This window comes from Streptomyces johnsoniae, assembly GCF_031845565.1.
GTDB lineage: Bacteria > Actinomycetota > Actinomycetes > Streptomycetales > Streptomycetaceae > Streptomyces > Streptomyces johnsoniae.
In genome coordinates, this window is record NZ_JAVREV010000024.1 from 45,147 (window position 1) to 70,640 (window position 25,494).

The 25,494-nt window shown below is 73.0% G+C and carries 25 protein-coding genes; 7 read left to right on the forward strand and 18 right to left on the reverse strand.

Features of this window, described 5'->3' with window-relative positions:
• From RM779_RS30975 to RM779_RS31015, 9 genes are read right to left on the reverse strand one after another with little or no spacing between them, the layout of a single operon-like run.
• The gene (locus tag RM779_RS30975; protein ID WP_311621109.1) at positions 1–516 is read right to left on the reverse strand and encodes a gamma carbonic anhydrase family protein; all 516 of its coding nucleotides are present in this window, start codon (positions 514–516) and stop codon (positions 1–3) included.
• Entirely contained in the window at positions 516–1,394 is an 879-nt protein-coding gene (locus tag RM779_RS30980; RefSeq protein WP_311621110.1) for an amidohydrolase family protein, read from the reverse strand. Before RM779_RS30980 ends, RM779_RS30975 begins: the two co-directional genes overlap by 1 nt.
• Entirely contained in the window at positions 1,394–2,179 is a 786-nt protein-coding gene (locus RM779_RS30985) for an enoyl-CoA hydratase (protein ID WP_311621111.1), read from the reverse strand. Before RM779_RS30985 ends, RM779_RS30980 begins: the two co-directional genes overlap by 1 nt.
• Complete coding sequence (locus RM779_RS30990; protein WP_311621112.1) at positions 2,179–3,438, reverse strand: CaiB/BaiF CoA transferase family protein; 1,260 nt, start codon at positions 3,436–3,438, stop codon at positions 2,179–2,181. Before RM779_RS30990 ends, RM779_RS30985 begins: the two co-directional genes overlap by 1 nt.
• Positions 3,439–3,496: 58 nt before the next feature.
• A complete protein-coding gene (locus RM779_RS30995; RefSeq protein ID WP_311621113.1) occupies positions 3,497–4,819 on the reverse strand; it encodes an ABC transporter substrate-binding protein in 1,323 nt (440 codons plus the stop codon).
• A 10-nt stretch (positions 4,820–4,829) separates the two neighbouring features.
• Positions 4,830–5,741 carry a carbohydrate ABC transporter permease gene (locus RM779_RS31000; protein WP_311621114.1) on the reverse strand — a complete coding sequence of 304 codons (912 nt, stop codon included), beginning with the start codon at positions 5,739–5,741 and terminating at the stop codon, positions 4,830–4,832.
• The gene (locus tag RM779_RS31005) at positions 5,738–6,718 is read right to left on the reverse strand and encodes a carbohydrate ABC transporter permease (protein ID WP_311621115.1); all 981 of its coding nucleotides are present in this window, start codon (positions 6,716–6,718) and stop codon (positions 5,738–5,740) included. The genes RM779_RS31000 and RM779_RS31005 overlap by 4 nt, the downstream gene beginning before the upstream one ends.
• A gap of 41 nt (positions 6,719–6,759) precedes the next feature.
• Positions 6,760–7,614, reverse strand: coding sequence for an NAD(P)-dependent oxidoreductase (locus RM779_RS31010; RefSeq protein ID WP_311621116.1), 855 nt, complete (start codon positions 7,612–7,614; stop codon positions 6,760–6,762).
• Positions 7,611–8,297, reverse strand: a complete 687-nt coding sequence (locus RM779_RS31015) for an RraA family protein (protein WP_311621117.1) — start codon at positions 8,295–8,297, stop codon at positions 7,611–7,613. The genes RM779_RS31010 and RM779_RS31015 overlap by 4 nt, the downstream gene beginning before the upstream one ends.
• Before the next feature lie 145 nt (positions 8,298–8,442).
• On the opposite strand from RM779_RS31015, the gene RM779_RS31020 reads away from it, so the two are divergent.
• Complete coding sequence (locus RM779_RS31020) at positions 8,443–9,111, forward strand: GntR family transcriptional regulator (RefSeq protein WP_077059384.1); 669 nt, start codon at positions 8,443–8,445, stop codon at positions 9,109–9,111.
• Between the two features lie 175 nt (positions 9,112–9,286).
• On the opposite strand, the gene RM779_RS31025 is transcribed toward RM779_RS31020, so the two are convergent.
• Positions 9,287–10,546: a L,D-transpeptidase gene (locus RM779_RS31025; protein ID WP_311621118.1), complete on the reverse strand. Its 1,260-nt coding sequence runs from the start codon at positions 10,544–10,546 to the stop codon at positions 9,287–9,289.
• A 124-nt stretch (positions 10,547–10,670) separates the two neighbouring features.
• A complete protein-coding gene (locus RM779_RS31030) occupies positions 10,671–11,003 on the reverse strand; it encodes a hypothetical protein (RefSeq protein WP_311621119.1) in 333 nt (110 codons plus the stop codon).
• A 71-nt stretch (positions 11,004–11,074) separates the two neighbouring features.
• Here RM779_RS31030 and RM779_RS31035 point away from each other — a divergent pair, with 71 nt between their 5' ends.
• Positions 11,075–11,254: a hypothetical protein gene (locus RM779_RS31035; protein WP_143659474.1), complete on the forward strand. Its 180-nt coding sequence runs from the start codon at positions 11,075–11,077 to the stop codon at positions 11,252–11,254.
• Between the two features lie 20 nt (positions 11,255–11,274).
• On the opposite strand, the gene hutH is transcribed toward RM779_RS31035, so the two are convergent.
• From hutH to RM779_RS31060, 5 genes are all read right to left on the reverse strand, one after another.
• Positions 11,275–12,822 carry a histidine ammonia-lyase gene (gene hutH / locus RM779_RS31040; RefSeq protein WP_394813434.1) on the reverse strand — a complete coding sequence of 516 codons (1,548 nt, stop codon included), beginning with the start codon at positions 12,820–12,822 and terminating at the stop codon, positions 11,275–11,277.
• A gap of 17 nt (positions 12,823–12,839) precedes the next feature.
• Positions 12,840–14,009 carry a GGDEF domain-containing protein gene (locus RM779_RS31045; protein WP_311621121.1) on the reverse strand — a complete coding sequence of 390 codons (1,170 nt, stop codon included), beginning with the start codon at positions 14,007–14,009 and terminating at the stop codon, positions 12,840–12,842.
• A 146-nt stretch (positions 14,010–14,155) separates the two neighbouring features.
• Positions 14,156–14,950 (reverse strand): enoyl-CoA hydratase/isomerase family protein, encoded by a 795-nt coding sequence (locus RM779_RS31050; protein WP_311621122.1) that lies wholly within the window; start codon positions 14,948–14,950, stop codon positions 14,156–14,158.
• Between the two features lie 11 nt (positions 14,951–14,961).
• Positions 14,962–15,990, reverse strand: coding sequence for an adenylate/guanylate cyclase domain-containing protein (locus RM779_RS31055; RefSeq protein WP_311621164.1), 1,029 nt, complete (start codon positions 15,988–15,990; stop codon positions 14,962–14,964).
• 289 nt (positions 15,991–16,279) lie between these two features.
• Positions 16,280–17,131, reverse strand: coding sequence for a biotin--[acetyl-CoA-carboxylase] ligase (locus RM779_RS31060; protein WP_311621123.1), 852 nt, complete (start codon positions 17,129–17,131; stop codon positions 16,280–16,282).
• On the opposite strand from RM779_RS31060, the gene RM779_RS31065 reads away from it, so the two are divergent.
• The 5 genes from RM779_RS31065 to RM779_RS31085 all read left to right on the forward strand — a co-directional run bounded on the left by RM779_RS31065 (position 17,130) and on the right by RM779_RS31085 (position 22,621).
• The gene (locus tag RM779_RS31065; RefSeq protein ID WP_394813430.1) at positions 17,130–18,812 is read left to right on the forward strand and encodes an acyl-CoA carboxylase subunit beta; all 1,683 of its coding nucleotides are present in this window, start codon (positions 17,130–17,132) and stop codon (positions 18,810–18,812) included. The two genes, RM779_RS31060 and RM779_RS31065, sit on opposite strands and share 2 nt — an antisense overlap.
• Before the next feature lie 25 nt (positions 18,813–18,837).
• Positions 18,838–19,047 carry an acyl-CoA carboxylase epsilon subunit gene (locus RM779_RS31070; RefSeq protein WP_311621125.1) on the forward strand — a complete coding sequence of 70 codons (210 nt, stop codon included), beginning with the start codon at positions 18,838–18,840 and terminating at the stop codon, positions 19,045–19,047.
• A gap of 280 nt (positions 19,048–19,327) precedes the next feature.
• Positions 19,328–19,453, forward strand: a complete 126-nt coding sequence (gene mmpB / locus RM779_RS31075) for a morphogenic membrane protein MmpB (RefSeq protein WP_311621126.1) — start codon at positions 19,328–19,330, stop codon at positions 19,451–19,453.
• A 34-nt stretch (positions 19,454–19,487) separates the two neighbouring features.
• On the forward strand, positions 19,488–20,105 hold the full coding sequence (locus RM779_RS31080) for a nucleoside triphosphate pyrophosphatase (RefSeq protein ID WP_311621127.1): 618 nt from the start codon (positions 19,488–19,490) through the stop codon (positions 20,103–20,105).
• A gap of 740 nt (positions 20,106–20,845) precedes the next feature.
• On the forward strand, positions 20,846–22,621 hold the full coding sequence (locus RM779_RS31085; RefSeq protein ID WP_311621128.1) for an ATP-binding protein: 1,776 nt from the start codon (positions 20,846–20,848) through the stop codon (positions 22,619–22,621).
• A gap of 243 nt (positions 22,622–22,864) precedes the next feature.
• On the opposite strand, the gene RM779_RS31090 is transcribed toward RM779_RS31085, so the two are convergent.
• Together RM779_RS31090 and RM779_RS31095 are read right to left on the reverse strand one after the other, a co-directional pair.
• Positions 22,865–23,797: a DeoR/GlpR family DNA-binding transcription regulator gene (locus RM779_RS31090; protein ID WP_394813435.1), complete on the reverse strand. Its 933-nt coding sequence runs from the start codon at positions 23,795–23,797 to the stop codon at positions 22,865–22,867.
• A 168-nt stretch (positions 23,798–23,965) separates the two neighbouring features.
• Positions 23,966–25,405 carry an NAD(P)H-quinone dehydrogenase gene (locus RM779_RS31095; protein WP_311621130.1) on the reverse strand — a complete coding sequence of 480 codons (1,440 nt, stop codon included), beginning with the start codon at positions 25,403–25,405 and terminating at the stop codon, positions 23,966–23,968.
• Between the last annotated feature and the right edge of the window lie 89 nt (positions 25,406–25,494).

A 25,494-nucleotide genomic window follows, 5' to 3' on the forward strand; every position in this document is an offset into this window, starting at 1 on the left:
TCATGACTCCGTTACGGCGTGACGGCGGGCCAGTTCACGGTAGTGGGTGGCGTTGCGGCGGATGTCGGCGATTTCTTCGGCGGTCAGCTCGCGGCGCACCTTCCCCGGTACGCCCGCGACGAGCGAGCCGGGCGGCACCCGGGTGCCCGCGAGGACGACGGTGCCCGCGGCGATCAGCGAACCGCGGCCGACGTGCGCCCCGTTGAGCAGCACGGCGCCCATGCCGATCAGTACGTCGTCCTCGATGGTGCAGCCGTGCACGACGGCGCGGTGCCCGATGGAGACGCCGGCGCCGACGAGGGCGGGGAATCCGGGGTCGGCGTGCAGGACGCAGCCGTCCTGGACGTTGCTGCCGGGGCCGATGTCGATGCGTTCCGCGTCGGCGCGGACGACGGACCCGTACCAGAGGCCCGCGTCCTGCCCGACGCGCACGGCGCCGATGACGGTGGCGCCGGGTGCCAGCCAGGCGCCGGGGGCGAGTTCGGGGTGGTGGCCTTCGAAGGAACGCACGGTCATCAGGTCTGCACTCCGTACCATCGGGCGGCGGTGGCGCCGCGGATCTGGGCGAGGCCGTCCTTTCCGACCCCTGCCCGGGACAGTACGGCGGTGAGGTCCGCCAGCGCGCCCCCGTAGTCGCGGCGCAGCAGCACCACCGGCCAGTTGCTCGCCAGCATCAGCCGCTCGGGCCCGAACACCTCGACGGCGTGCGCCACGTACGGCAGCAGCGCGTCGGCGTCCCAGCGCGGCCAGGCGGTCAGCACGTCGATGCCGACGGACACCTTCAGCGCGACCCCTGGCTGCGCGGCAAGTGCGGCCAGGCGGGCGGCCCACGGCGCGCGCTCGCCGGTCTCGACCGGGGGGCGGGCGAGGTGGTCGACGACGATGCGCAGCCCGGGAACGGCCTCGGCGAGCGCGGTGATGTTGCGGACCTGTTCCGGGGTGAGGGGGACGACGTCCCAGGTCAGGCCGCGGTCGGCGAGGTCGCGGAAGAGGGCGAGGGACCCGGGCGCGGTGAGCCAGTCCAGCGGGTCGCGGGCGACGAGGGTGCGCACGCCGCGCAGCAGCGGGTGGGTGAACCGCGCCAGTTCCGCGCGCGCCGCGTCGGGCGCGGCGAGCGGCAGCCAGCCGACGACGGCGGCCACGTAGTCGGCGGCCCGCGTGGCGTAGGCGGCGAGGCGGTCGTTCTCCTCCTCGGTGTCCACGGACTGGACGAGCACGGTGGCGTCGACGCCCGCGGCGGCCAGTTCGGCCCGCAGGTCCGCCGGGTCGTAGTCGCGCTCGATGGCGTGGTGTTCTGCCGTGCGCCACGCCTGGTGCTGGCGCGCGACGCGCCAGAAGTGGTGGTGGGAGTCGATGACGGGCGCCGCGGCGGCGACGGGCGGGTCTGCGGTCATCAGCGGCCTTCCCAGCGGGGCGTGCGGTGGTCGAGGAAGGCGCGGACGCCTTCGGCGAAGTCGGCGCTGCCGTAGGTGCGGCGCAGCAGGTCGTCGGTGTCGGCGGGCGCGGTCGCGGCGAGCAGCCGCCGGTCGGTCTCCTTGACGGCAGCCAGCGTCAACGGGGCGGAGGTGACCAGCCGTTCGACGAGGGCCGCGGCGTGCTCGTCCAGTTCCCCGCGGGGGACGACACGGTGCACGAAGCCCGCGGCGCGGGCCTCCTCGGCGGCCAGCGTTTCGGCGGTGAGCAGCATCGCCATGGTGCGCCCGGCGCCGAGGCGGTCCTTCAGCCGGGCGATGACGGGCGCGGGCAGGCAGTTGCCGAGGGTGCGCGCGATGGGCGCGCCGAACACGGCGTCCGGGGTGGCGAGCAGCACGTCGCAGGCGGCGGCCAGGGCGAGGCCGCCGCCCACCGCGGGGCCTTCGACGACGCCGAGCAGGGGCGCGCGCAGGCGCAGCAGCCGGTCGAGGACGCGGCCGACGCGCCGCTCGTAGTCGAGGCCGTCACGGCCGGCGTCGCCGTGGGCGCCGAACTCCGTGAAGTGCCTGATGTCGGTGCCCGCGGCGAACGCCCGGCCGCCCGCGCCGCGCAGCACCACGGCGCGCACGCCCGGCTCGTCGGCGACGTCGCACGCCTGGGCGAGCTGGTCGTACATGGGGAAGGTGAGGGCGTTGCGCCGCTCGGGGTTGGACAGCGTGATGCGGACGCATGTGCCGTCGCGCACGGCCAGGACCTCGCCGTTCACTACGCCTCCTCGCCGTCGGGCCGACGCGCCGGTTCCCCGGGCCGTTCCCCGGACCGTTCCCCGCGCCGTTCCGCGCGCGGCGCCGTGCGCCTGATCTCCGCGAGCACTTCCTCGGTGTGCTCGCCGATGAGCGGCGGGTGCCTGCGGAGGGTCGCGGGGCTCGCGCCGAGCGTCAGTGGCGGGCCGAGCACCTTCACGCGCCCCGCCACCGGGTGGTCCATCTCCCGGACCAGGCCACGGGCCTTGACGTGCGGGTCCTCGTCGAGGACCTGCGCGTAGTCGAGAATCGGCCCCGCCGGAACGCCCGCGGCGAGCAGGGCGTCCACCCAGGCCGCGGTGTCGTCGTCGGCCAGCCGTTCCTCCAGCAGCGCGGCCAGCTCGTCGCGGTGGTCCATGCGGTCCATGTTGGTGGCGAACCGCGGGTCGCCGGCCAGGTGTTCCAGGCCGAGCGCGCCGCAGAGCCCGTGCCACAGGCGCTGGTTGTTCGCGCCGACGGTGAGGTGGCCGTCGCGGGTGCGCAGGGCCTGGTACGGGCCGGACATGCGGTTGGCGGAGCCGAGGGGGGCCGGGGGCTCGCCGGTCGCCCAGTACTCGGTGGACTCCCACACCGACATGGCGATGATCGCCTCGTAGAGGGAGGTCTCCACGCACTGGCCGCGGCCGGTGCGCTGCCGGTAGAGGCAGGCGGCGAGGATGCCGCCGACCATCAGCAGCCCGGCGCCGAGGTCGCCGACGGGCAGCCCGTTCTTGACGGGCCGGCCGCCGGGCTCGCCGGTAACGCTCATCGCGCCGGTCATGCCCTGCGCGATCAGGTCGTAACCGGGGCGCTGCGCGTAGGGGCCGCTGCTGCCGAAGCCGGAGACGCTGGCGTAGATGAGCCCGGGGTTGAGGGCGGACAGGGTCTCGTAGTCGGCGCCGAGGCGTTCGGCGACGCCGGGCCGCCAGTTGTGCACGACGATGTCGGCCGTGCGCACCAGGTCGTGCAGGTCGGCCAGGCCCTGCTCGGTCTTGAGGTCGAGGCAGACGCTCCGCTTGTTGCGGTTGAGGGCGAAGAACGCGGTGGAGTCGCGCCCTTCGCCGGTCTCGCCCCAGGAGTGGCGGGTCTGGTCGCCGCCGCCCGGGTTCTCGACCTTGATGACGTCCGCGCCGAGGTCGGCGAGGATCATGGTGCAGTACGGCCCGGCCATGACCTGGGTGAGGTCGACGACGCGCAGGCCGGCGAGCGCGGCGTCGCCGTCGGGGTCCGTCCGGTCGTTCATGGTGCTCTCCGTGTGATCGGCGTGCTGGGGGGGGTGCGGGGTGGCTGCCCGGGCGGTCTCAGGAGGCGAGGCCGGCGTTGGCCTCGGCGAAGAACGTGTCGACGGCCTCCGGGACGGTCGCGCTGCCGAAGGCGACGTCGTCGTAGGCGCGGGTGAACGCGGATTCGAAGACGGCCATGTAGCCGGGCGGGTAGAGGACGATCGGCGGATCGTTCGCGACGATGTCCTGGTAGAGGGTCAGCTCCCGCTTCTTCAGGTCGGGCAGCTCCGGATCGTCCAGCTGGCGCTGGAGCAGGCGCGTGTTGGTGACGGCGCCGTTGTCCGAGGCGTAGATGTCGCCGCTGCGCTCGTCGTTGGCCCAGAAGTCGATGAACGCGGCGGCGGTGGGCACGTTGCCGCAGTTGCGCGGGATCGCCATGCCGGAGGTGATCAGCACGTTGCCGGGTCCTGCGGGGCCGCCGGGCAGCGGCAGCGTCGTCAGCCGCTGGCCCTCGCCCGCGCCGTCGAGGGTGCCCTGGGCGGGGGTGAGGGCATTGCCCGGCCGGTTGTCGCTGAGGACATCGCCCTGCGCGAGGTAGCCGGCCTCGGGCGAGGTCGGCTCCTCGGAGTTGGCGGCGGGCGAGTTGGTCAGGCCCTCCTCGGTGATGTCCTGCCACATCTGCCAGTACTCCGTCAGCAGCTCCTTGGAGAACCCGAGCTGGTTACCGTCGAACATGTTCTCGCCGCGCCCCTGCACGTAGGCGATGAAGAAGTTGGGCAGGCCGCCGCGCAGCGAGGTGGCGGCGATGTCTTCGGGCAGGCCCGCGTCGGCGCGGCGCAGGAAGTCGATGTAGTCCTCCCAGTCGTAGCCGGGCTCCGGCAGCGGGGCGCCGGCCTCCTCGGCCAGCGTCTCGTTGACCATCAGCGCGTCGTAGGCCGCGCCGGTCGGCAGCATGTAGAGCTTGCCGTCGGGCCCGCGGCCGGTGTCGAGGACGGCCTCGGGGATGTCGCTGACGTCGATCGCGCCGGACTCGATCATCGGATCGAGGGGCAGCAGCGCGTCGCGGTCGGTGAAGTCGCCGAGCGTGCGCGCCTGGAGCTGGGTGACGCAGGGCATGTTCCGGCCCGCGCCCTGAACGTTCAGGCGCTTGAAGTAGTTGCCGAAGTCGGCGGCCTCGCGCTTCACTCCGGCGCCGGGGAACTCCTCCTCGAAGGCGTCGGCGACCGCGTTGGTGCGTTCGTTGCGCGAGGCGGAGCCCCACCAGGAGAACCGGATGTCGCCGGAGACCTCGCCCTGGCCGCGCAGTTCGTCCTCGGTGTGGTCGGGCAGGCTCTGGCCGCAGGCCGTCAGCAGAGTCAGCAGGCCGGCGGTGGCGAGGGCCGCCACGGAGCGGAATCTCATGATCGTGTCCTCACTTCAGCCCGCTGGTGGCGATGCCCTCGACCAGCAGCTTCTGGGCGGCGATGAAGAAGCCGAGCACCGGCACGAGGGAGAGCGTCGACATGGCGAACAGGGAGCCGTAGGCCGACTGGCCGGTGGCGTCGAGGAACGACGCGAGGCCCTGCGACACGGTCCAGGTGCCGGGCTCGGTCAGGTAGAGCATGGGGCCGAGGAAGTCGTTCCAGGTGTTGATGAACGTGAACAGGGCGGTGGTGCCGAACGCCGGGATGGACAGCGGCACGATCACCCGGCGGAAGATGCCCCAGTGGCCGCAGCCGTCGATGCGCGCGGCGTCGTCGAGGCTGCGCGGCAGGGCACGGATGAACTGCACCATCAGGAAGATGAAGAACGCGTCCGTGGCCATGACCTTGGGCACGACGAGCGGCAGGAAGGAGTTCACCCAGCCGAGTTGGTTGAACAGGATGTACTGCGGGACGAGCGTGACGTGGTACGGCAGCAGCAGGGTGCCGATGACCAGCGCGAACAGCGTCTTCTTGAAACGGAAGTCGAGCCGGGCGAACGCGTAGGCCGTCAGCGAGCAGCTGATCAGGTTGCCGGCGATGCACAGCACGGTCAGCGTCAGCGAGTTGAAGAAGAAGCGGGAGAAGTTCAGCTGGTCGCCGCCGGTCCAGCCGTTGCGGTAGTTGTCGGTGGTGAAGTCCCCGGTGAACAGGCCGAGGGTGCTGAAGACCTGGTTGTCCGGGCGGAAGGAGGCGCCGACCATCCACAGCAGCGGGTAGAGCATCAGCACCAGCGTGATGATCATGACGCTGTGTTTGACCAGCGCGCGCAGCAGCGGGCTGCGCGTGGGCCGGTTGCCGAAGAGGAGCCGGCGCGGGCGGCGCGGGGGCGCGGCCCGGGGCGTGGTCGTGGTCGTGGTCATCGTTCGTCTCCGTAGTGGACCCAGTACCGGGAGCTGAGGAAGAGGAGCCCGGTGAACACCGCGAGCCCGAGGACCAGCACCCAGGCCATCGCCGCCGCGTAGCCCATGTTGAGCTGGGCGAAGCCCTGTTCGTAGAGGTAGAGCGTGTAGAAGAGGGTCGAGTCCGAGGGGCCGCCGGTGCCGTTGCTGACGACGTAGGCGCCGGTGAACGCCTGGAAGGCGTTGACGACGCTCAGCAGCAGGTTGAAGAACACCAGCGGCGACAGCATCGGCAGCGTGACGCTGCGGAAGCGGCGCACGGGGCCTGCGCCGTCCACGGCCGCCGCGTCGTACAGCTCCTGCGGGATCTGGCGCAGCCCGGCGAGGAAGATGACCATGGCGGAGCCGAACGTCCAGACCTGGAGCACCACGATCGTGTACAGCGCGGAGCCCGGGTCGCCGACCCAGCTGCCGTGATCGATGCCGACGGCGGCCAGCGCCTTGTTGACGATGCCCTCCTCGCCGAAGATCTGGCGCCACAGCGCCGCGACGGCGACACTGCCGCCGATGAGCGACGGCATGTAGAACAGCGCCCGGTAGCCCGTCAGGAACCGCATGCCGCGGTTGAGCAGCATCGCGAGGCCGAGCGAGACGGCCAGCAGCAGCGGTACCGACCACAGGACGTAGGTCAGTGTCACGTCCACCGAGTCGAAGAACCGCGGGTCCGTGGTGAACATGCGCCGGAAGTTGTCCAGGCCGATCCACTCGGGGGCGCTGGACAGGTCGTACCTGGTGAACGCCAGATAGAGCGAGAACAGCATCGGGCCGATCGTGAAAACCGCCATCCCGATGAGCCAGGGGGTGAGGAACGCGTAGGCGGCCCGGTTGTCCCCCGCGGCGCGCCGGCCGCGTCCGCGGACTGCTATGGGCTGCTGTGTCGCGGGCCGGGGGAGCCGCTCGGCGGTTCTCCCGGCCCCGCCCGCAACGTTTTCCTTCATCGCAAAACCTCCGCAGGGGCGTTGGTGCGGCTCGCGGCGCGTCAGCGCCGCCGCGCGGACCGCGCGTGTTGCTCCACGCGGTCGGCCATGATCTGGGCCAGGAGCCCGGCGACCGGAACGGCCACGCCCGCGGCGCGGGCCGCGGAGGTCACCTCCCACAGGTCCTTGCTCCAGGGGCGTTCGGCCACGGGCGTGCCGCCCGCGTCGTACGCTTCGGCGACCTCGTCGAAGAAGCCCCAGTTGCGGGCCACCCACGAGTCGCCGAGCCCGCCCGAGACCGCGGCGAGCACGTCCTGCTCGGCGACCCCGTAGGCGGCGGCCAGGTCCAGCGCCTCGTGGGCACCGGCCAGCGCGGCGAACATCATCAGCTGGTTGGCGAGCTTGGCGGCCGAACCGGCCCCGGACGGGCCGACGTGGCGCACCTGGCTGCCGACCGCGGTGAGGACGGGGCGGGCCCGTTCGAACACCTCGGCCGCGCCCCCGGCCATCACGGCCAGGTCCCCGCGGGCGGCGCGCTCGGCGCCGCCGCTGACCGGCGCGTCGAGGAGGCCGACGCCGCGGTCGGCGGCGCGCGCCGCCAGGTCGCGCGCCGTCGCGGGCAGGACCGTGCTGTGCACCAGCACCAGGGCACCCTCCGCGAGCCGCGGCAGCAGCGTGCCGAGCACGCTGCCGACCGCGGCGTCGTCGGGAACGGCGAGCGCGATCACGCCGCAGTCGGCGAGGTCGTCCGCCTCGGCGACCGGGCGGGCGCCCGGCCCGGCGAGGGCATCGGCGCGGCCGGGCGCCCGGTCGTATAGCGACACGTGCCAGCCCGCGGCCAGCAGCGCCTCGGCCATCGGCCGGCCGAGGTTGCCGAGCCCGGCGAAGCCGATACGGGTGGTTGCTTGGCTGATCACTGGACCGAGGCGTCCAGCGGGCGGCCGAGCTTCTCGTACAGCGCGCGACGGCCGCGCATGTCGTTCTCCAGCTCCTGGCGCGCGTACTTCGCGACGGTCCCGGCGTGCTCCACGGGCACCGCGAGCACGCCGTCGCCGTCCGCGACGACGATGTCGCCCGGCCGGATCAGCACGCCGCCGATGTCGACCGGCACCTGGAGGGAGTCGAACTCCACCCGGCCCTGCACCATGCTCTGCGCGCGGTACCGGCAGAAGATCGGCACCTCCTGCATGATGCACTCGTCGGTGTCCCGGACCCCGCCGCTGGTCAGCACGCCGGTGGCGCCGGCCGCGTGCCACTCGAGCGAGTTGTTGGACCCGACCTCGCCGACGGGGAGGCCGGCGGACTGGATGACGACGATCTCGCCCTGCTGGATGGTGGACGTGATCTTGTTCGGGTAGATCTCCCGGTACCAGCGCCCCGCCCATCCGGTGTACTCCTCGGGCGTCAGCGGCGGCACGGCCTTCTCCGAGGGGCGCAGCCGCATGGTGCGGGCGATGCCCGTCATGGTGGCGCCCTGCCAGAGCGGCTTCACCTCCGGCGACACGGTGCCCTTCGCGTGCAGTCCGGCCCAGTCGAGGCCGTCCCGTACGTCGGCGACGCGCAGGCCGTCGAAGAGGCGCAGCAGTTCAGCAGTCTCCATGGAATCTCATCCCCATCGATTCGGTCCCAGCGATTGGGCTGGGTGAACTATTGTCTACAATAGTCATCCGGCGGTGGCAAGACCCTGGAACGATGGAGGTTGTCATCAGTCACCGCGAGCCGAAGACCTCCCGAAAGGCTGCTCCATGGCATCCCAGCCCGCCAGCGACGGCGATCAGCTGAACCCCCCGAGCCTCGTCCACCTCGCGGCGGGGGCCATCCGGAAAATGATCCTCTCGGGCGAACTCGGCCCCGGGGAAAGGCTGATCGAGCTGTCGCTGACCGAGCGGCTCGGCATCAGCCGGCCGCCGCTGCGGGAGGCGATGCGCCTGCTGGAACAGGAGGGCCTGATCGTCGTCCAGCCGCGGCGCGGGGCGACCGTGGCCACGCTGACCGATCAGGACGTCTACGAGATCCTGACGCTGCGCTCGGCCCTGGAGCGCACGGCGATCGAGCTGGGCGTGCCGGTGCGCGTCCCGGCGCGGCTGACCGCCTGCCGCGCGGCACTGGAGCGGATGGAGGAGAGCGCCCGCGCCGAGGACCGCGCCAGGCTGGTGGAGAGCGGCTACGCGTTCCACGCCTCGATCGTGGCCCTCGCGGGGCACCGGCGGATCAACGAGATATATGCCTCGCTGCACCGGCAGTTGCTGCTGTGCATGGCCCGCAACCTGTTCGTGCGGGAGCGGTACTACGAAGACCTCGACGTGCACGTCGCACGTCACCGCCACCTGTTCGACCTGATCGAGGCGGGCGACCCCGAGCGGGTCCTCGCCGAGCTGGCGGTCCACGGCGAGCGGTCGTTCTCCCAGCGCTGAGGCGGGCCCTGCCGCACCGCCACGGCGGGCGGCGCGGCGGTGTCGCGCGGGGACGCCGGCCTCGGCGGACGGCAGTTGGAGATCGGCGGCCAGGGCGAACGGTGCACATGAGGAAACCCGGCCCCTGGGCGGGACCGGGTTTCCTGGTGCGGGTGGTGGAGCTGGACGGAGAACGTCAGAGGGCGCTGCCCGCCTGCCAGTCGGCCCAGTTCATGTTCCAGCCGTTGAGCCCGTTGTCCGGCTGGATTTCGCGGTCCGGCGAGTTCACCACGGTGACGATGTCGCCGCGGAGCGACTCCTCGAAGAACCAGGCGCCGTCCTTGTCCGGATCGTCGGCACCCTGCGCGTCCGCGAGCCCTATGCAGCCGTGACTCGTGTTGCTGGAGCCGAAAACGCTGTTGGCGGCCCAGTAGTTGCCGTGGATGAACGTGCCGGAGGTCGACAGCCGCATCGCGTGCGGCACGTCGGGTATGTCGTACTCGCCCTCGCCGTCGTCGTCCGTGAAGCCGACGGTGGCGCCGTCCATCCGGGTCTCCTTGAGCTTTTCGGAGATCACCATGATGCCGTTGTACGTCGGGTTCTCCGCGCTGCCGGCGGATATCGGGATGGTGCGCAGCGGCTCCCCGTCGCGCACGACCTCCATCTGGTGGCTCTCCGCGTCGACCGTGCTGACCTGGGCGCGCCCCACGGTGAAGGAGAAGCTGCGGTCCTGCCAGCCGATGACGTCCGCGCCCGCGTCGACCCCGTCGAAGCCGAGCGCGACGGTCACCTCGCTGTTGGCCCGCCAGTAGTCCTCGGGCCGGAAGTCGAGCCGGGTGTCGCTGAACCAGTGCCCCACCACTTCCTGGCCGGAGCTGGTGTTGATCTCGACCGCGGCCTCGATCTCCGCGCGGTTCTCGATGGGCTTGTCGAAGTTGAGCGAGACCGGCATGCCCACGCCGACGGTCTCGCCGTCCTCGGGAGTGAAGTACCCGGTGAAGCTGTTCTCCGGGGAGACGGTGGTGAACGTGGTGCTCTGGTGCGCCTCGCGTCCCTCGCCGTCGCTGGCCCTGACGGCCAGCTGATACCTGGTACCGCGGTCCAGCTGGGCGTCGGGCGCCCAGCTGGTCTGGTCCCCGGATATCGTCCCGGCCACCTCGGAGCCGCTCTCCGTGGCCGTCATGACCACTTCGTCGAGCGTGCCTTCCTCGACCGAGACCTGTACGTCGTCATTGATCCCGACGCCGTCCGCCGCGTCCTCGGGAGTAATGGAAATCACCGCGGTCGACGTGTCCGCGTCCTCCGCGGCACGGTCCGCGTCCGACTGCTCACTGCTCTCACCCCCCTGGTCGGAAGGCTCGTCGTCCCCGCCGCCGCCGCATGCCGACAGTGTCAGCACCCCGCTGAGCAGCGCCGCCGCCGTTATCAGGCCCTTGCGCCGCATCCCGTCCCTCATCCGATCGCCACTCCGTCCGCTGCCGCCTCTCCCTGAGGACACATGGGGGAGAACGTGATAAGGCGGCAGCCGGTTCCACTCTAAGTGAACCCATGCGATAGCTCGCCAGTTCGATGCCGCTCGGTCAGTCCTCCTCGTCCTCGTCCTCCCAGCCGCCGTCCTCGTCAAGCTCCGCGGGCTCGCTGCTCCAGGACGCCTGGGCGAGCACCACCCCGGGCACGTCCCCGACCAGGTCGACCGGGTCGATGAGGTAGGCCACGGCCTCCGCCTCGTCCCTGGAGACGGCCTGCGCCGCCTGGTCCCGCTCCTCCGGCGGCATCAGCGCGTCGCCCTCGATGCGCGCCCACGCGGCCCTGATCAACTCGTCGGGCTCCGTGATCTCCAGCACCATCTCCACCCGGACACGGACGCGCCGCGTCTCCTCGCCGGGTTCCCCACTGCTCAGTTCATCACTCATGCCCCGGAGGGTAAGGCGCCCGGCCGTCACCTCTTCCCCGCGACCCGCACGGGCCCGTAACATCGCTCCCCATGGACGGTCACCCTCACCGCCCGGACCGCCGCCCGCTGATATGCAGCGCCGTGGCGGCCGGCGTGCTCGGCCTCGTCTGGCTGCTGCCTTCGGCCCACGCCGACGGGGACGACGCCGACGGCACCTCGGGCGTCATGCCGGTCGAGCACACACAGCCGCACGTCGAGCCGGATCAGTAGCCGACCCGCCGCCCCCGCGTTCAGGCCAGCGGCCCGGCCGCCGACTCGGCCGCCTCGATCAGCCCTCCGCCCCGCACGAAGCGCTCCGCGGCCGCCAAATCCGGCGCCAGATAACGGTCCTCCCCCCGCCCGGCCACCCCCGCGGCGCGGGCCGCGCCGATGACCGCGAGCGCCGCGGGCCCCGGGCGCAGTCCCCGGCCCGCCAGGCCCTCCCTGAGCTCCAGCGCCCGCGTCGCCGCGTACAGCTCGACGGCCACCACCCGCCCGAGTCCGTCCACCGCGGTCCGCAGCTTGCGGGCGGCGGCCCAGCCCATGGACACGTGGTCCTCCTGCATCGCCGAGGACGGGATCGAGTCGACGGACGCGGGCACCGCCAGCCGCTTCAGCTCACCGACCAGCGCCGCCTGCGTGTACTGGGCGATCATCAGCCCCGAGTCGACCCCCGCGTCCTCGGCGAGGAACGGCGGCAGCCCGTGCGAACGGTTGCGGTCGAGCAGCCGGTCCGTGCGCCGCTCGGTGATCGAGGCCAGGTCGGCAGCCGCGATCGCCAGGAAGTCCAGCACGTACCCCAGGGGCGCGCCGTGGAAGTTCCCGTTGGACTCCACCCGCCCGTCCACCACCACCGGATTGTCGACGGCCGCCGCCAGCTCGCGCTCCGCTACGGTCCTGGCGTGCGCGAGGGTGTCCCTGGCCGCCCCCGCGACCTGCGGCGCGCAGCGCACCGAGTAGGCGTCCTGGACGCGGGGGGCGTCGTCCTGGTGGTGCCCGGTGAGACCGGAACCGGCCAGCACGCGCAGCATGTTGGCGGCGCTCGCGGCCTGGCCCGGGTGCGGGCGCAGGGCGTGCAACTCGGGGGCGAGCACGCGTTCCGTGCCGAGCAGCGCCTCCAGGGTCAGTGCGGCGGTCACGTCGGCCGAGGTGAGCAGGCGGCCGAGGTCGGCGCAGGCCATGATCAGCATGCCGAGCATGCCGTCCGTGCCGTTGAGCAGCGCGAGCCCCTCCTTCTCCCGCAGCTCGACCGGGGCGATGCCGTGCGCGGCGAGCAGCGGGCCCGCCGGGCCCACGGTGCCGTCCGGCCCCTCGGCCTCCCCCTCGCCGAGGAGGGTCAGCGCGCAGTGGGCGAGCGGCGCGAGGTCGCCCGAGCAGCCGAGGGAGCCGTGCTCGTGGACGACGGGGGTGAGCCCCGCGTTCAGCACGGCGGCCATCGTGGCGGCGACCTCGGGGCGCACGCCGGTGTGTCCCGAGGCGACCGTCTTCAGCCGCAGGAACATCAGCGCGCGCACCACTTCACGCTCGACGCGCGGCCCGAGCCCCGCGGCGTGCGAACGGACGATGTTGCGCTGGAGCCGCTCGCGCAGCTCGGGCCCGATGTGGCGCACGGCGAGCGCGCCGAAGCCGGTCGAGACGCCGTAGACCGGCTCGGGCCCGGCGGCGAGCCCGTCGACGACGCGCCGGGCCGCGGCCATGGCGGCGAGCGCCTCGTCTGACAGGCCGACCCGGGCGCCGTGCCGGGCCACCGCGATGACGTCGTCGAAGGAGGTGCCGGAGGGACGCACCAGGATCTGCATGGACATATTCAGGGAGCCTAAGGAGTGAATCGGCATCCGTCATCACCGGGGCGTGGGGAACGGGCCGCCGGCCGCCCGCGGAAGCGGCGGCGCTGCGGTCCGCCCGCGCCCGGAGCGTCCGCCAGGGCGACGACCACGTCGCGCGCCCCGCCCCGGCCCGCGACGACGGGCGCCGTGGAGCCCGCGGCCTTCGCCTGGTACTGCGCGGCGTCCGCGAGCCGGAACAGCCGGCGCGCCGAGCGCAGCGGCCCGATCGCGTCCCCCGTCGACGCCATTCCGCAGGCGACGCCCTCCCCGATGTCCAGCTCGCGCGCCCTGCGGCAGATCTCCGCCGCGGCCCGCTCCACCTCCGCGGCCTCCGGGCCCACCGCGAGCAGGCAGAACTCGTCCCCCCCGAGCCGCGCGGCCAGCGCCCCCGGCACCGCCGCACCGCACAGCGAGAGCACCGTGCCGAACCGTTCGAGCAGCCGGTCGCCCATGGCGTGGCCGTAGGTGTCGTTGACCCGCTTCAGGCCGTTGATGTCGCACACCACCAGGCTGACCCGGGCACCCGTGAGCCGGTGCTCCTCCAGGGCCTCGTCCAGGCGTATGTCCACCGCGCGGCGGTTGGCGAGGCCGGTCAGCGGATCGGTGAACGCCAGCCGCCGCGCCTCCGCCAGCCGCTCGTACTGGACGAGCCCGGCCGCGATCACGGCCGCGAGCACCGACGCGAAGTCGGCGTCCGCCCGCCCGAACACGGCGGCCCCCCGGCCGCGCTCCACATACAGCTCGCCCCACGCCCGCCCGTGCAGCACGATCGGCGCCACCACGCACGAACCGCGCCCGCGGCGGCGCAGCGCCGCCGCCCGGCGGCTGCCGCGCGGCCCGGACGCCGACTCCACCCAGGCCCGCTCCTCGCCGCCACGCGCCCAGCGCTCGTGCAAGAACTCGGTGATCTCGGGGAAGTCCCGCACCGGATACGACTCGTCGGCCGGGAACTCCTCCTCCCCCTCCCCCAGCTCCCCGGTGTTCACCAGGACCCGCAGCCGCCCGCGTTCGCGCTCCCAGACGGACATCGCCGCGAACGTCCCGCCCAGCGCCTCCCTTGCCCCCGCGGCGGCGGCCTGCGCCACCTCGGGAAGACCGTGCGCGGCCGCCATGCTCTGCGCCAGCTCCAGGACGGCCCGCAGCCGGCTCTCGTCACCCATACGCCCAGGCTAGGAGCGTTCCGCGCGCTTTGGAGCCTTCAACTACTCCCTGCCCCTTTCGTACGAGCGCGAGCCGCCGCCCAGCGCGGCCCGGCGCCCGCGCGCGCCGGTGCGGCACCACCGGCACGTGCGCCGGAGCCCGCCCGCTACTCGCCCGGCCAGTCGGGCGTGCGCTTCTCGTTGAACGCCGCCACGCCCTCCGCCCGGTCGGGCGAAAAAGCCACCGTGCGCCAGGCCGCGTCCTCCACTTCGAGCCCCGCCTGGAGCCCGAGCCCCGAGCCGGTGCGCAGCGCGCGCTTCGCGGCGCGCAGGCCCACCGGCGAGTTGGCCGCGATCCGCGCGGCCAGGGCCAGCGCCGCCGCCCGCGCACCGCCCGGCTCCGTCAGCTCGTCGACCAGGCCGAGCCGCCGCGCCTCGTCCGCCGCCACGCGGCGCCCGGTGAAGATCAGCTCCGCCGCCCGCGCCGCCCCCACCCGCCGCGGCAGCAGCTGCGTGCCGCCGCCGCCCGGGATGACGCCCACGGTCACCTCGGGGAGCCCCACCACGGCCGTCGGGTCTGCGACGATCAGGTCGCAGGACAGCGCCAGTTCGAACCCGCCGCCGAGGGCGAAGCCCGCCACCGCGGCCACCGCGGGCACCGGCAGGTCGAGCACCGCCGTGAACGCGGCCCGCAGCACCGTACGGTGCCGGCCGAACTCGGCGTCGCTCAGCCCGTTGCGCTCCTTCAGATCGGCACCCACGCAGAACGCCCGCTCCTGCGTCGAGGCCAGCACCACCGCCCGCACCGAACGGTCGGCCGCGAGGTCGGCGCAGGCGGCCGTGAGGCGCCGGGCCAGCTCGGTGGAGATCGCGTTCATGGCCCGTGGCCGGTCGAGACGCACCTCCGCCACGTGACCGTCCCGCTGGACCACGACCCATTCCCCGTACCGGCGCGTCTCCATGGCCCGTCAGACTACCCCCGCCGGGCGAGCAGCCACGGCTCGACGATGCCGAGGCCGCGGACCGGGCGCTGGTACAGCGGCTGGAGCGCGAAGCGGTACGCGGCGGCGCGGCCCTCGTCCGTGTCCGCCGCCTTCTCCGACTGCGGCGCGAGCCCCGCAGCCGTCAGCTCGTCCCGCAGGGCGCCGTCCACCAGGACCATGTTCTTGGGCGCTATCGAGGTCAGCCGGCTGGCGAGGTTGACCGTGGTCCCGAAGACGTCGCCCATGCGCGTCGTCACCGTGCCGAAGGCGATGCCGACCCGCAGCTCCGGCATCATCGGGTCGTCCCCGAGCGTCTCCACCAGCCGCAGCCCGATGTCGGCCGCGGTGCCCGCATCGTCGGCCGCGAACAGCACCTCGTCGCCCAGCGTCTTGATCAGCCGCCCGCCCTGCGCGGCGACCTGGTCGGCCGCGGTCGTCTCGAACGCCTCCACCAGCTCGCCGAGCTGCTCCTCCTCCAGGCGCCTGGTCAGCCGCGTGAAGCCCACCAGGTCGGCGAAGCCGACGGCGAGCCGCCGGTCCACCATCTCGGCGTCATCCTGCGCCTGCACCACCCGGCCGCTGGCCGCGGCGAGCTGCCGCCGCCACACGTAGATCAGGAACTCCTCCAGCTCCGGCAGCAGCAGCTCGACCAGCGGATAGGTCACCTCGCTGCGCGTCATGCCGGGCTCGGGCGGCTCGGTCAGCCCTTCGAGGAACGAGTCGATCTGCCAGTCCGCGAGCCTGGCCGTCGTCTGGCCCGTCGAGCGGGCGACCTGGATGGCCATGGACTCGCTCAGCAGCCCGGCCTCCACCAGACCGGCCAGCCGCCGCAGGGCCAGGACGTCCGACTCGGTCAGCACCCGGGCCTGCCCGATGTCGGGGAAACCCATCGCCCGCCAGAAGCGCGAGGCGAGGTCCATGGGTACGCCCGCGGCGCGGGCCGCCTGGAACGGGGTGTACTGCCGTTCCGCACCGAGGATCAGCTCCTCGATGCGCAGTGCGATGTTCTCGGCGTCCACGGTGTCGTTCGTGTGCTCCGCGTCCGTTTGCGCGCCCGCGTCCGCGTCCGTATCCGTATCCGAGTCCCTGTCCGGGGCCGCCGCGGGCCCCGGCGCGGACGTGTCCGGATCACCCTCGGCCACGGCCACCCGCCCTAGGAGAAGAGAATCCTCCGCTGCGCACTGCCCTACCGTTCCGCTCAGCCGCGCCCGTCACTCGCGGACCTTCCCGCAAGCTTCTCCGCCCGGGCCACCGGGCTGGAGGCGTCGCTCGTCATGAGGCCCAACCCTACGGCAGGTGTGCCCTATGTCACGTCGCGCGGAGATGGATGATGTCGGCCGCTGCCACTTCCCGGCGGGCACCGTCGTCACCCTCGATGACCAGCCTGCCCTCGCCGTCGACCGCCGCCGCCGTGCCCCGCGCCTCGCCGCCGCCCGGCAGTTCGGCCCGCACCCGGCGGCCGAGCGTGGCGCAGCCCGCCGCGTACGCGTCGAGGAGGCCCGCGGCCGCCGGGTCGCCGCCGGCCGCGGTCCACCGCGTGTACCAGTCGGCCAGGGAACGCAGCACCGCGCGCAGCAGCGGGTCGCGGTCCGTCGAGACGGCTCCGGCCAGCAGCAGCGAACCGGCCCCGGGAACGGGCAGCTCCGCCGCGCCCAGCGACACGTTCAGCCCGATGCCGAGCACCACGGTGCCGCCCTCGGCGCGCTCCGCGAGGATGCCGCCGAGCTTGCGCTCCTCGCCGTCCACGGTCACCAGCACGTCGTTGGGCCACTTGAGCGCCGTGTCCACGCCCGCGGCGCGCGCCAGCGCGGTGGCGGTGGCCACGCCGGCCAGCAGCGGCAGCCAGCTCAGCCGCTCGTCCGGCACCTCGGGCCCGGTCCGCAGCAGCACCGAGAAGAACAGCCCGGAACGCGGCGGCGCGCTCCAGGTCCGGTCCAGACGCCCCCGGCCGCTGTGCTGCTCCTCGGCGACCAGCACGGTGCCCGCGGCGGCACGGCCGGCGCGGACGGCGGCGGTCAGGTCGGCGTTCGTCGACCCGGTGCGCGGCACGACGTCCAGGCGGGTCCACAGCCCGTCGGGCCGGATCAGCGCCCTGCGCAGGGCCCGCTCGTCGAGCGGGGGGCGGTCGAGGTCGGACCAGCGGCTCGACGGTGGAGTCATGCGGCCAGCCTACGGTGTGGCCAACGCCGCACCTGCGCCAGAACGCCGCGCCGCTAGCCTACGGATCAGCAGCCGCCGACTACATGGAGGAGCCGCTTCCGTGGCCGAGAACATCCACACCACCGCGGGGAAGATCGCCGACCTCGGGCACCGGGTCGCCGAGGCCACGCACGCGGGATCGGCGCGCGCCGTGGAGAAGCAGCACGCCAGGGGCAAGCTCACCGCGCGCGAACGGATCGGACTGCTGCTCGACGAGGGCTCGTTCACGGAGCTGGACGAGTTCGCCAGGCACCGGGCGACCGGCTTCGGCATCGAGCACAACCGCCCCTACGGCGACGGCGTGGTGACCGGCTACGGCACCGTGGACGGCCGGCCGGTGGCCGTGTACTCGCAGGACTTCACCGTGTTCGGCGGCTCGCTCGGCGAGGTCTACGGCGAGAAGATCGTGAAGGTCATGGACTTCGCGCTGAAGACCGGCTGTCCGGTCATCGGGATCAACGACGGCGGCGGGGCGCGCATTCAGGAGGGCGTGACGGCGCTGGGGCTGTTCGCGGAGATCTTCCGGCGCAACGTGCACGCCTCGGGCGTGGTCCCGCAGATCTCGCTGATCACCGGCCCGTGCGCGGGCGGCGCCGTCTACTCCCCGGCGATCACGGACTTCACGGTGATGGTCGATCAGACCTCGCACATGTTCATCACGGGCCCGGATGTGATCAAAACCGTCACCGGCGAGGACGTCGGCTTCGAGGAGCTGGGCGGCGCCCGCACGCACAACACCCTGTCCGGCGTGGCACATCACATGGCGGGCGACGAGAAGGACGCGTTCGAGTACGTGCGGGCGCTGCTGTCCTACCTGCCGTCCAACAACCTGACCGACCCGCCCGCCTTCCCGCGGGAGGCCGATCTGGCGGAGTCCGCGGAGGACGCGGAGCTGGACGTGCTGATCCCGGACTCGGCGAACCAGCCGTACGACATGCACGAGGCGATCGAGCACGTGCTGGACGACCAGGAGTTCCTGGAGACGCAGCCGCTGTTCGCGCCGAACGTCATCACCGGCTTCGGCCGGGTCGAGGGCCACCCGGTCGGCGTGGTGGCCAACCAGCCGCTCCAGTTCGCGGGCTGCCTGGACATCAACGCCTCGGAGAAGGCCGCCAGGTTCGTGCGGACCTGCGACGCGTTCAACCTGCCGGTGCTGACGTTCGTCGACGTGCCGGGCTTCCTGCCGGGCACCGACCAGGAGTACAACGGCATCATCCGGCGCGGGGCCAAGCTGATCTACGCGTACGCGGAGGCGACGGTCCCGCTGATCACCGTGATCACCAGGAAGGCGTTCGGCGGCGCCTACGACGTGATGGGGTCCAAGCACCTGGGCGCCGACCTCAACCTGGCCTGGCCGACGGCGCAGATCGCCGTCATGGGGGCGCAGGGCGCGGTGAACATCCTGCACCGGCGCACGCTCGCGGCGCTCGAATCGGACGAGGAGCGCGAGGCGACACGCGCCCGGCTCACGGAGGAGTACGAGGACGCGCTGCTCAACCCGTACGCCGCCGCGGAGCGCGGCTACGTGGACGCGGTCATCAGGCCGTCGGAGACCCGCCGGCACGTGGTGCGGGGCCTGCGCGCCCTGCGGAACAAGCGCGAGCAGCTGCCGCCGAAGAAGCACGGGAACATTCCGCTGTGAGCCCTGGCCGTCAGGAGGACGTCCGTTGATCAAGGTACTGCGGGGCAACCCCACCCCCGAGGAACTCGCCGTCGCCATCGCCGTGGTGCGGGCCAGGGCCGCCGCGGCGGCGGCCGCGGAAACGCCAGGGCCGCCCGCCGCGCGCGCCGCCTGGTCCGACCCGGCCAGGACCGTGCCGCGCGCCCCGCGCACGCCGGGGCCGCACGCCTGGCGCACCAGCTACTGGCCCGCATGACCGGGCGCCCGCCCAGGCGCCCGCGTCTGCACCGCGCCTGGAGCGCGGCCGGGCGCCCGCATGGCAGCGCGGTGGAGAACGGCGGGAGAACGGGGCGCCCGCCCGCGGGGAATCGCTGGAGCGCCTGTGGCCACCCTCCTGTCCGGCGCCCGGCATGGCACAACTGACGGGCGCAACCGACCGGCACAACTGACCGGCGCAACCGACCGGCACAACCGACCGGCACATCTGAGTACGTGTACTCAGGCGCGCGGCGGGTCCCCTGCCGCACCATGACCCCATGCGGTGGTCGGACATGCGGGAGAGGCCCGACGAGGAGGCCAGGGCAGCGCAGGCCATGCTGGCCCGCCTCGGCTGGGTGCTCGCGGCGGCGATGGGCCTCGTCGTGCTGCTGCTGGCCCGCTGACGCCGCGGCGCCGGGCGCCGTTACGCTGGCGCCCATGAGCCACGCGTCACCCACCCCGGCCAGGCGGCTGGTCCTCGCCTCCCAGTCCCCCGCGCGCCTCGGCCTGTTGCGGCAAGCCGGGCTCGCCCCCGAGGTGATCGTCAGCGGCGTGGACGAGGACGCGCTGACCGCGCCATCCCCCGCCGAGCTGGCCCGGGTGCTCGCCGAGGCCAAGGCCGCGGCCGTCGCGGAACGCGGAGCGGCCGCCGGGGCCCTGGTCGTGGGGTGCGACTCGGTGCTCGACATCGACGGGCAGGCGTTCGGCAAGCCCGCCGACGCCGAAGAGGCCACCACGCGCTGGAAGTCGATGCGCGGCCGGAGCGGGGTGCTGCACACCGGGCACTGCGTGATCGACACCTCGGACGGCGCGCGCGCCGCCGCCACGGCCTCGACGACCGTCAGATTCGGCTCGCCCTCCGACGCCGAGATCGCCGCCTACGTCGCCTCAGGCGAACCGCTGCGCGTCGCCGGGGCGTTCACCCTCGACGGCAGGTCGGCCCCGTTCATCGACGGGATCGACGGCAACGCCGGGACCGTCATCGGGCTGTCCCTGCCCCTGCTGCGCACCCTGCTCGCCCGGGTCGGGGTCGCCATCACCGACCTGTGGGCCTGACCCGGCCGCGGGGCCCGCGTCCTCGGGGGGCGGGTACAGCGTCAGCGTCAGCATGACCAGCCCGAACACCACGATCAGCACCGCGAACGCGGCCCAGCCCACGAGCCCGACCGCCAGCGCCCCGAGCACCGCGTGCAGCACCGCCGCCGCGGCCAGCGCCGCGCGGGCCACGCGGCGCGGCGCCACGTCGCGGATCGCCGTGCGGGCCAGCAGCGCCCCGCACAGCAGCAGGTAGGCGGCCAGCGCGGCGCCCGCCGACCAGGCGCCGGCCCTGATCGCCGTCGGCGACACCCCGCCGAGGGACATCTCCTGGCGGTCCGCCGCCAGTCCCAGAATCCAGTGCACCAGCCCGAGGACCGCCGCACCGCCCGTCACCACGACCGCCGCCACCGCGGCCACGCTTCGTCTGCCCCGGTTCACCCCGCGCACGCTACTGCCGGGTAACGCCCGCGACAACCCTGGTGGACAGCCCGCCGTCCGAAGAGCAAAGAATCTTTGACCTGTTTGTCAGGTCTCCACAACCACCCCCGGTACAGCCTGTGTCAGGCCACCGGAGGTGGAAGGCATCTGCCCACGTCTAAGGTGAACCTCAGCGAGGTGCGTACCTTGGGACAGCAAGGCAGCCGGACGACGAAGTGGTCGGCCCTCACAGTCCGTGTGGGCAAGGTCACCCCTGAGGGCGACTCGTTGCGGGGTGTCGCCAGTACATAAACTCGCCCTGTTCCAAGGAGGGAGCCATCGTGCGCAAGGTGCTCATCGCCAACCGCGGCGAAATCGCGGTCCGGGTCGCCCGGGCCTGCCGGGACGCCGGTATCGCCAGTGTGGCCGTCTACGCCGAGCCGGACCGGGACGCCGTGCACGCGCGCGCCACCGACGAGGCGTTCGCGCTGGGCGGTGACACTCCGGCCGCCAGCTACCTGGACTTCGACAAGGTCCTCAAGGCGGCGGCCGACGCCGGGGCGGACGCCGTCCACCCGGGATACGGATTTCTTTCCGAGAACGCCGACTTCGCGCAGGCGGTGATCGACACGGGTCTCACCTGGATCGGTCCGCCGCCCGCCGCGATCCGGGCGCTCGGTGACAAGGTCGCCGCGCGGCACATCGCGCAGCGCGCGGGCGCCCCCCTGGTCGCCGGCACCACCGACCCCGTCTCCGGCGCCGACGAAGTCGTCACGTTCGCCCGCGAACACGGGCTGCCGGTCGCCATCAAGGCCGCCTTCGGCGGCGGGGGCCGCGGCCTGAAGGTCGCCAGGACGCTGGAGGAGATCCCCGAGCTGTACGACTCGGCCGTCCGCGAGGCGCAGGTGTCGTTCGGCCGCGGCGAGTGCTTCGTCGAGCGGTACCTGGACCGCCCGCGGCACGTGGAGACGCAGTGCCTCGCCGACACCCACGGGAACGTGGTGGTGGTCTCCACCCGCGACTGCTCGCTCCAGCGGCGCCACCAGAAGCTCGTCGAGGAGGCGCCCGCGCCCTACCTGAGCGAGGCGCAGAACGCCGAGCTGTACGCGGCGTCGAAGGCCATCCTCAAGGAGGCGGGCTATGTCGGCGCCGGCACCTGCGAGTTCCTCGTGGGGCAGGACGGCACCATCTCCTTCCTTGAGGTCAACACCCGTCTCCAGGTGGAGCACCCGGTCACCGAGGAGATCAGCGGCATCGACCTGGTCCGCGAGCAGCTGCGCATCGCCGAGGGCGAGGAGATCGGATACGACGACCCCGCGCTGCGCGGCCACTCCATCGAGTTCCGCATCAACGGCGAGGACCCCGGGCGCAACTTCCTGCCCGCGCCGGGCACCGTCACCACGTTCGCCCCGCCGCACGGGCCCGGGGTGCGGGTGGACGCCGGTGTCGAGTCCGGCTCGGTGATCGGCCCCGCCTGGGACTCGCTGCTGGCCAAGCTGATCATCACCGGCGCGGACCGCAAGCAGGCGCTGGAGCGCGCGGCGCGCGCGCTGGCCGAGTTCCACGTGGAGGGCATGGCGACGGCGCTCCCGTTCCACCGCGCGGTGGTGCGCGATCCGGCGTTCGCGCCGGAGCTGGACGGCGGCAAGGGGCCGTTCAGCGTCCACACCCGGTGGATCGAGACGGAGTTCGTCTCGGCGATCCCGCCGTTCGACGCGTCGGCGGGTGCGGACGGCGAGGAGGGCCACGTCCGCGAGACGGTGGTCGTCGAGGTCGGCGGCAAACGGCTCGAAGTCTCGCTGCCCGCGACGCTGGCCATGCCGCTGGCGCGCGCCGCGGTCGCGGGGGGCGCCCGCCCGGCGCGGCGCAAGCCCGTCAAGCGTGCCGGCTCCGGCGCGACGGGTGAGGCGCTGGCCTCGCCCATGCAGGGCACGATCGTGAAGGTCGCCGTCGAGGAGGGGCAGCAGGTCGAGGAGGGCGAGCTGATCATCGTCCTGGAGGCGATGAAGATGGAACAGCCCATCAACGCCCACCGCTCGGGCACGATCGTGGACTTGAAGGCCGACGTCGGCGCCTCCGTCTCCTCCGGCGCCACCATCTGCGAGATCAAGGACTAGGGAAGTAGCAGGGAAGGGCCGAGGAAGGGCCGAGGGAGAACGCCGCCCGAGCAGCGAGCGGTCCCACCTCTCCGGGGGCACCTCCCCGGGGGTGCCAAGCCCCGAGGACCCCGTACCGCGAACGGGCCGCGCGGCACGGACGCGGCGAACCGCACCGGCGCGGGCCGGAGTCGGGTGGACGGCCCGGCTCCGCCCCGGTGGGGGGCGGAGCCGCCGGTGGCCTTCCCGACCGGCCTTGAGGCACTACCGACGGCGAGTCGGCGCCAGGTCGGTCATGCGCTGGCCGAGCGGCGCGGACGCCGCGAGGCCGGGGTGCACCGCGCCGCGCGGCGCGGGCAGCGGAACGTCCCGCCGCGCGGCCTCGGTGCCGCGGTCGGTCCGCTCGGCGCGGTCCGTCCGCTCGGCGGGCCCCGCCTTCCCCCCCGCCACGGCGGGGGCGGCCACCGAGATCCGCACGCCCTGGTCGGCCAGGGCCTCGATCTCCGTGCCCGCCCGTTCACACTCGGGCGGCGGCTGATCCGTCACGAGCTGCGTGATCAGGTCCGTGGGCACGGTCTGGAAGGCCGTCTCCGCGCCGAGCTTGGTGTGGTCGGCCAGGACGACCACCTCGGCCGCCGCCCGCACCAGCGCGCGGTCCACGCTCGCGGCCAGCATGTTGGACGTGGACAGGCCGCGGTCGGCCGTCAGTCCGGAGCCCGACAGGAACGCCCGGCTGACACGCAGCCCGACGAGCGACTGCTCGGCGCCGCTGCCGACCAGCGCATAGTTGGAGCCGCGCAACGTCCCCCCCGTCATCACCACCTCCACGCGGTTGGCGTGCGCGAGCGCCTGGGCCACCAGCAGCGAGTTGGTGACGACGGTCAGCCCCGGCACCCGGGCCAGCCGGCGGGCCAGCTCCTGGGTCGTGGTACCGGCGCCCACCACGATGGCCTCGCCCTCCCGGACCAGGCCGGCCGCGTACTCCGCGATGGCGGTCTTCTCCGCCGTCGCGGCCATGGCCCGCTGGGGAAAGCCCGACTCCCGGGTGAACCCACCCGGCAGGACCGCACCACCGTGTCTGCGATCCACCAATCCTTCTGCCTCCAAGGCGCGTACATCGCGCCGCACGGTCACTTCCGAGGTCTGGACAACGCGGGCGAGCTCCCGGAGCGACACGGCTCCGTTGGCGCGCACCATTTCGAGAATCATCTGACGACGTTCTGCAGCGAACACGGAACCGACAGTAACCCCAACGACCATCTTGTTTCAGCCGGTTGCGAGGAATTACCGAAGTTGACTATGCGTACGCCCCCGGCGTGATATATGCCAGGGGCGCATTCGCGTGATACCAGTGGTGACCAGTGCCTACTGTTCTTCAGCGAGTTTCCGGGTATGCAGCTGCCGGGCCGCCTCGGCGATCGACCCGGACAAAGACGGGTACACGGTGAACGCTTTTGCGATCTGTTCCACCGTCAGACTGTTGTCGACCGCGATCGATATGGGGTGGATCAGCTCGCTGGCGCGCGGCGCGACGACCACGCCGCCGACCACGATCCCGGTACCGGGACGGCAGAACAGCTTGACGAAGCCGTCCCGCACGCCCTGCATCTTCGCCCGCGGATTGCGCAGCAACGGCAGCTTCACCAGCCGGGCGTCGATCCGCCCCTCGTCCACGTCCTCCTGCGTGTACCCGACGGTGGCGATCTCGGGGTCGGTGAAGATGTTGCCCGAGACGGTGTTGAGATCCAGCGGTGCCACCGCGTCGCCCAGGAAGTGGTACATCGCGATCCGGCCCTGCATCGCCGCCACCGAGGCCAGCGCGAGCACCCCGGTGCAGTCCCCCGCCGCGTACACGCCGGGGGCCGTCGTCCTGGAGACCTTGTCGGTCCAGATGTGACCGGAGTCCTTCAGCTTGACCCCGGCCTCCTCCAGGCCCATGTCGCTCGTGTTCGGCACGGCGCCGACCGCCATCAGGCAGTGCGTGCCCGAAATGGTCCGCCCGTCGGACAGCGTGATCTCCACCCGGCCGCCCGCACGTTTCACGGCGGCGGCGCGCGAGCGCGCCATCACGTTCATCCCGCGGCGGCGGAAGACGTCCTCCAGCACGGCCGCCGCGTCCGGGTCCTCGCCCGGCAGCACCCGGTCACGGGAGGAGACCAGCGTGACCCGGGACCCCAGCGCCTGATAGGCGCCCGCGAACTCCGCGCCCGTCACCCCGGACCCGACCACCACCAGCTCCTCGGGCAGCTCCCCGAGGTCGTAGACCTGCGTCCAGGTGAGGATGCGCTCCCCGTCCGGGCGGGCGTCGGGCAGCTCCCGCGGCTGACCGCCGGTGGCGATCAGCACACAGTCCGCCTCCAGGTCCTGCGCCACGCCGTCGGCACCGGTGACGGCGACCCGGCGCGAACCGTCGGACGCCGGATTGGGCATCAGCCGCGCGCGCCCGCGCAGCACCCGCACGCCGGCGCGCGTCACGGAGGAGGTGATGTCGTGCGACTGCGCGAGCGCGAGACGCTTCACCCGCCGGTTGACCTTGCCGAGGTCGACGCCGATGCCGCGCACCTCGTCGCCGATGCCGTCGCCGTCATGATCGATCTCGATGCCCAGCTCCTCCCGCGAGGAGTCGAATCCGGTCATCACCTCGGCGGTCGCGATCAGGGTCTTGGAAGGGACGCAGTCGGTGAGCACCGACGCGCCCCCGAGGCCATCGCGATCCACGACGGTCACCTCCGCGCCGAGCTGCGCCGCCACCAGCGCCGCCTCGTAGCCGCCGGGTCCGCCACCAATGATCACGATGCGAGTCACCTTTCCAGTGTCTCGTACGACTCGTCCGTTCTCGCCTTTGGCCCCCGGCGGGCCGGATCTGCCTGCCACGCCCGCCACTCCCGTACGCT

Coding starts and splice junctions, on each gene's coding strand:
- RM779_RS31005 (WP_311621115.1), bottom strand. CDS start 6,718: ATGAAGGAAAACGTTGCGGGCGGGGCCGGGAGAACCGCCGAGCGGCTC.
- RM779_RS31080 (WP_311621127.1), top strand. CDS start 19,488: ATGAGCCACGCGTCACCCACCCCGGCCAGGCGGCTGGTCCTCGCCTCC.
- RM779_RS31025 (WP_311621118.1), bottom strand. CDS start 10,546: ATGAGGGACGGGATGCGGCGCAAGGGCCTGATAACGGCGGCGGCGCTG.
- RM779_RS30995 (WP_311621113.1), bottom strand. CDS start 4,819: ATGAGATTCCGCTCCGTGGCGGCCCTCGCCACCGCCGGCCTGCTGACT.
- mmpB (WP_311621126.1), top strand. CDS start 19,328: ATGCGGTGGTCGGACATGCGGGAGAGGCCCGACGAGGAGGCCAGGGCA.
- RM779_RS31050 (WP_311621122.1), bottom strand. CDS start 14,950: ATGGAGACGCGCCGGTACGGGGAATGGGTCGTGGTCCAGCGGGACGGT.
- RM779_RS31060 (WP_311621123.1), bottom strand. CDS start 17,131: ATGACTCCACCGTCGAGCCGCTGGTCCGACCTCGACCGCCCCCCGCTC.
- RM779_RS31035 (WP_143659474.1), top strand. CDS start 11,075: ATGGACGGTCACCCTCACCGCCCGGACCGCCGCCCGCTGATATGCAGC.
- RM779_RS31030 (WP_311621119.1), bottom strand. CDS start 11,003: ATGAGTGATGAACTGAGCAGTGGGGAACCCGGCGAGGAGACGCGGCGC.
- RM779_RS31015 (WP_311621117.1), bottom strand. CDS start 8,297: ATGGAGACTGCTGAACTGCTGCGCCTCTTCGACGGCCTGCGCGTCGCC.
- RM779_RS31065 (WP_394813430.1), top strand. CDS start 17,130: ATGCGGCCAGCCTACGGTGTGGCCAACGCCGCACCTGCGCCAGAACGC.
- RM779_RS30980 (WP_311621110.1), bottom strand. CDS start 1,394: ATGACCGCAGACCCGCCCGTCGCCGCCGCGGCGCCCGTCATCGACTCC.
- RM779_RS31045 (WP_311621121.1), bottom strand. CDS start 14,009: ATGGGTGACGAGAGCCGGCTGCGGGCCGTCCTGGAGCTGGCGCAGAGC.
- hutH (WP_394813434.1), bottom strand. CDS start 12,822: ATGCAGATCCTGGTGCGTCCCTCCGGCACCTCCTTCGACGACGTCATC.
- RM779_RS30975 (WP_311621109.1), bottom strand. CDS start 516: ATGACCGTGCGTTCCTTCGAAGGCCACCACCCCGAACTCGCCCCCGGC.
- RM779_RS30990 (WP_311621112.1), bottom strand. CDS start 3,438: ATGAACGACCGGACGGACCCCGACGGCGACGCCGCGCTCGCCGGCCTG.
- RM779_RS31090 (WP_394813435.1), bottom strand. CDS start 23,797: ATGGTGCGCGCCAACGGAGCCGTGTCGCTCCGGGAGCTCGCCCGCGTT.
- RM779_RS31000 (WP_311621114.1), bottom strand. CDS start 5,741: ATGACCACGACCACGACCACGCCCCGGGCCGCGCCCCCGCGCCGCCCG.
- RM779_RS31020 (WP_077059384.1), top strand. CDS start 8,443: ATGGCATCCCAGCCCGCCAGCGACGGCGATCAGCTGAACCCCCCGAGC.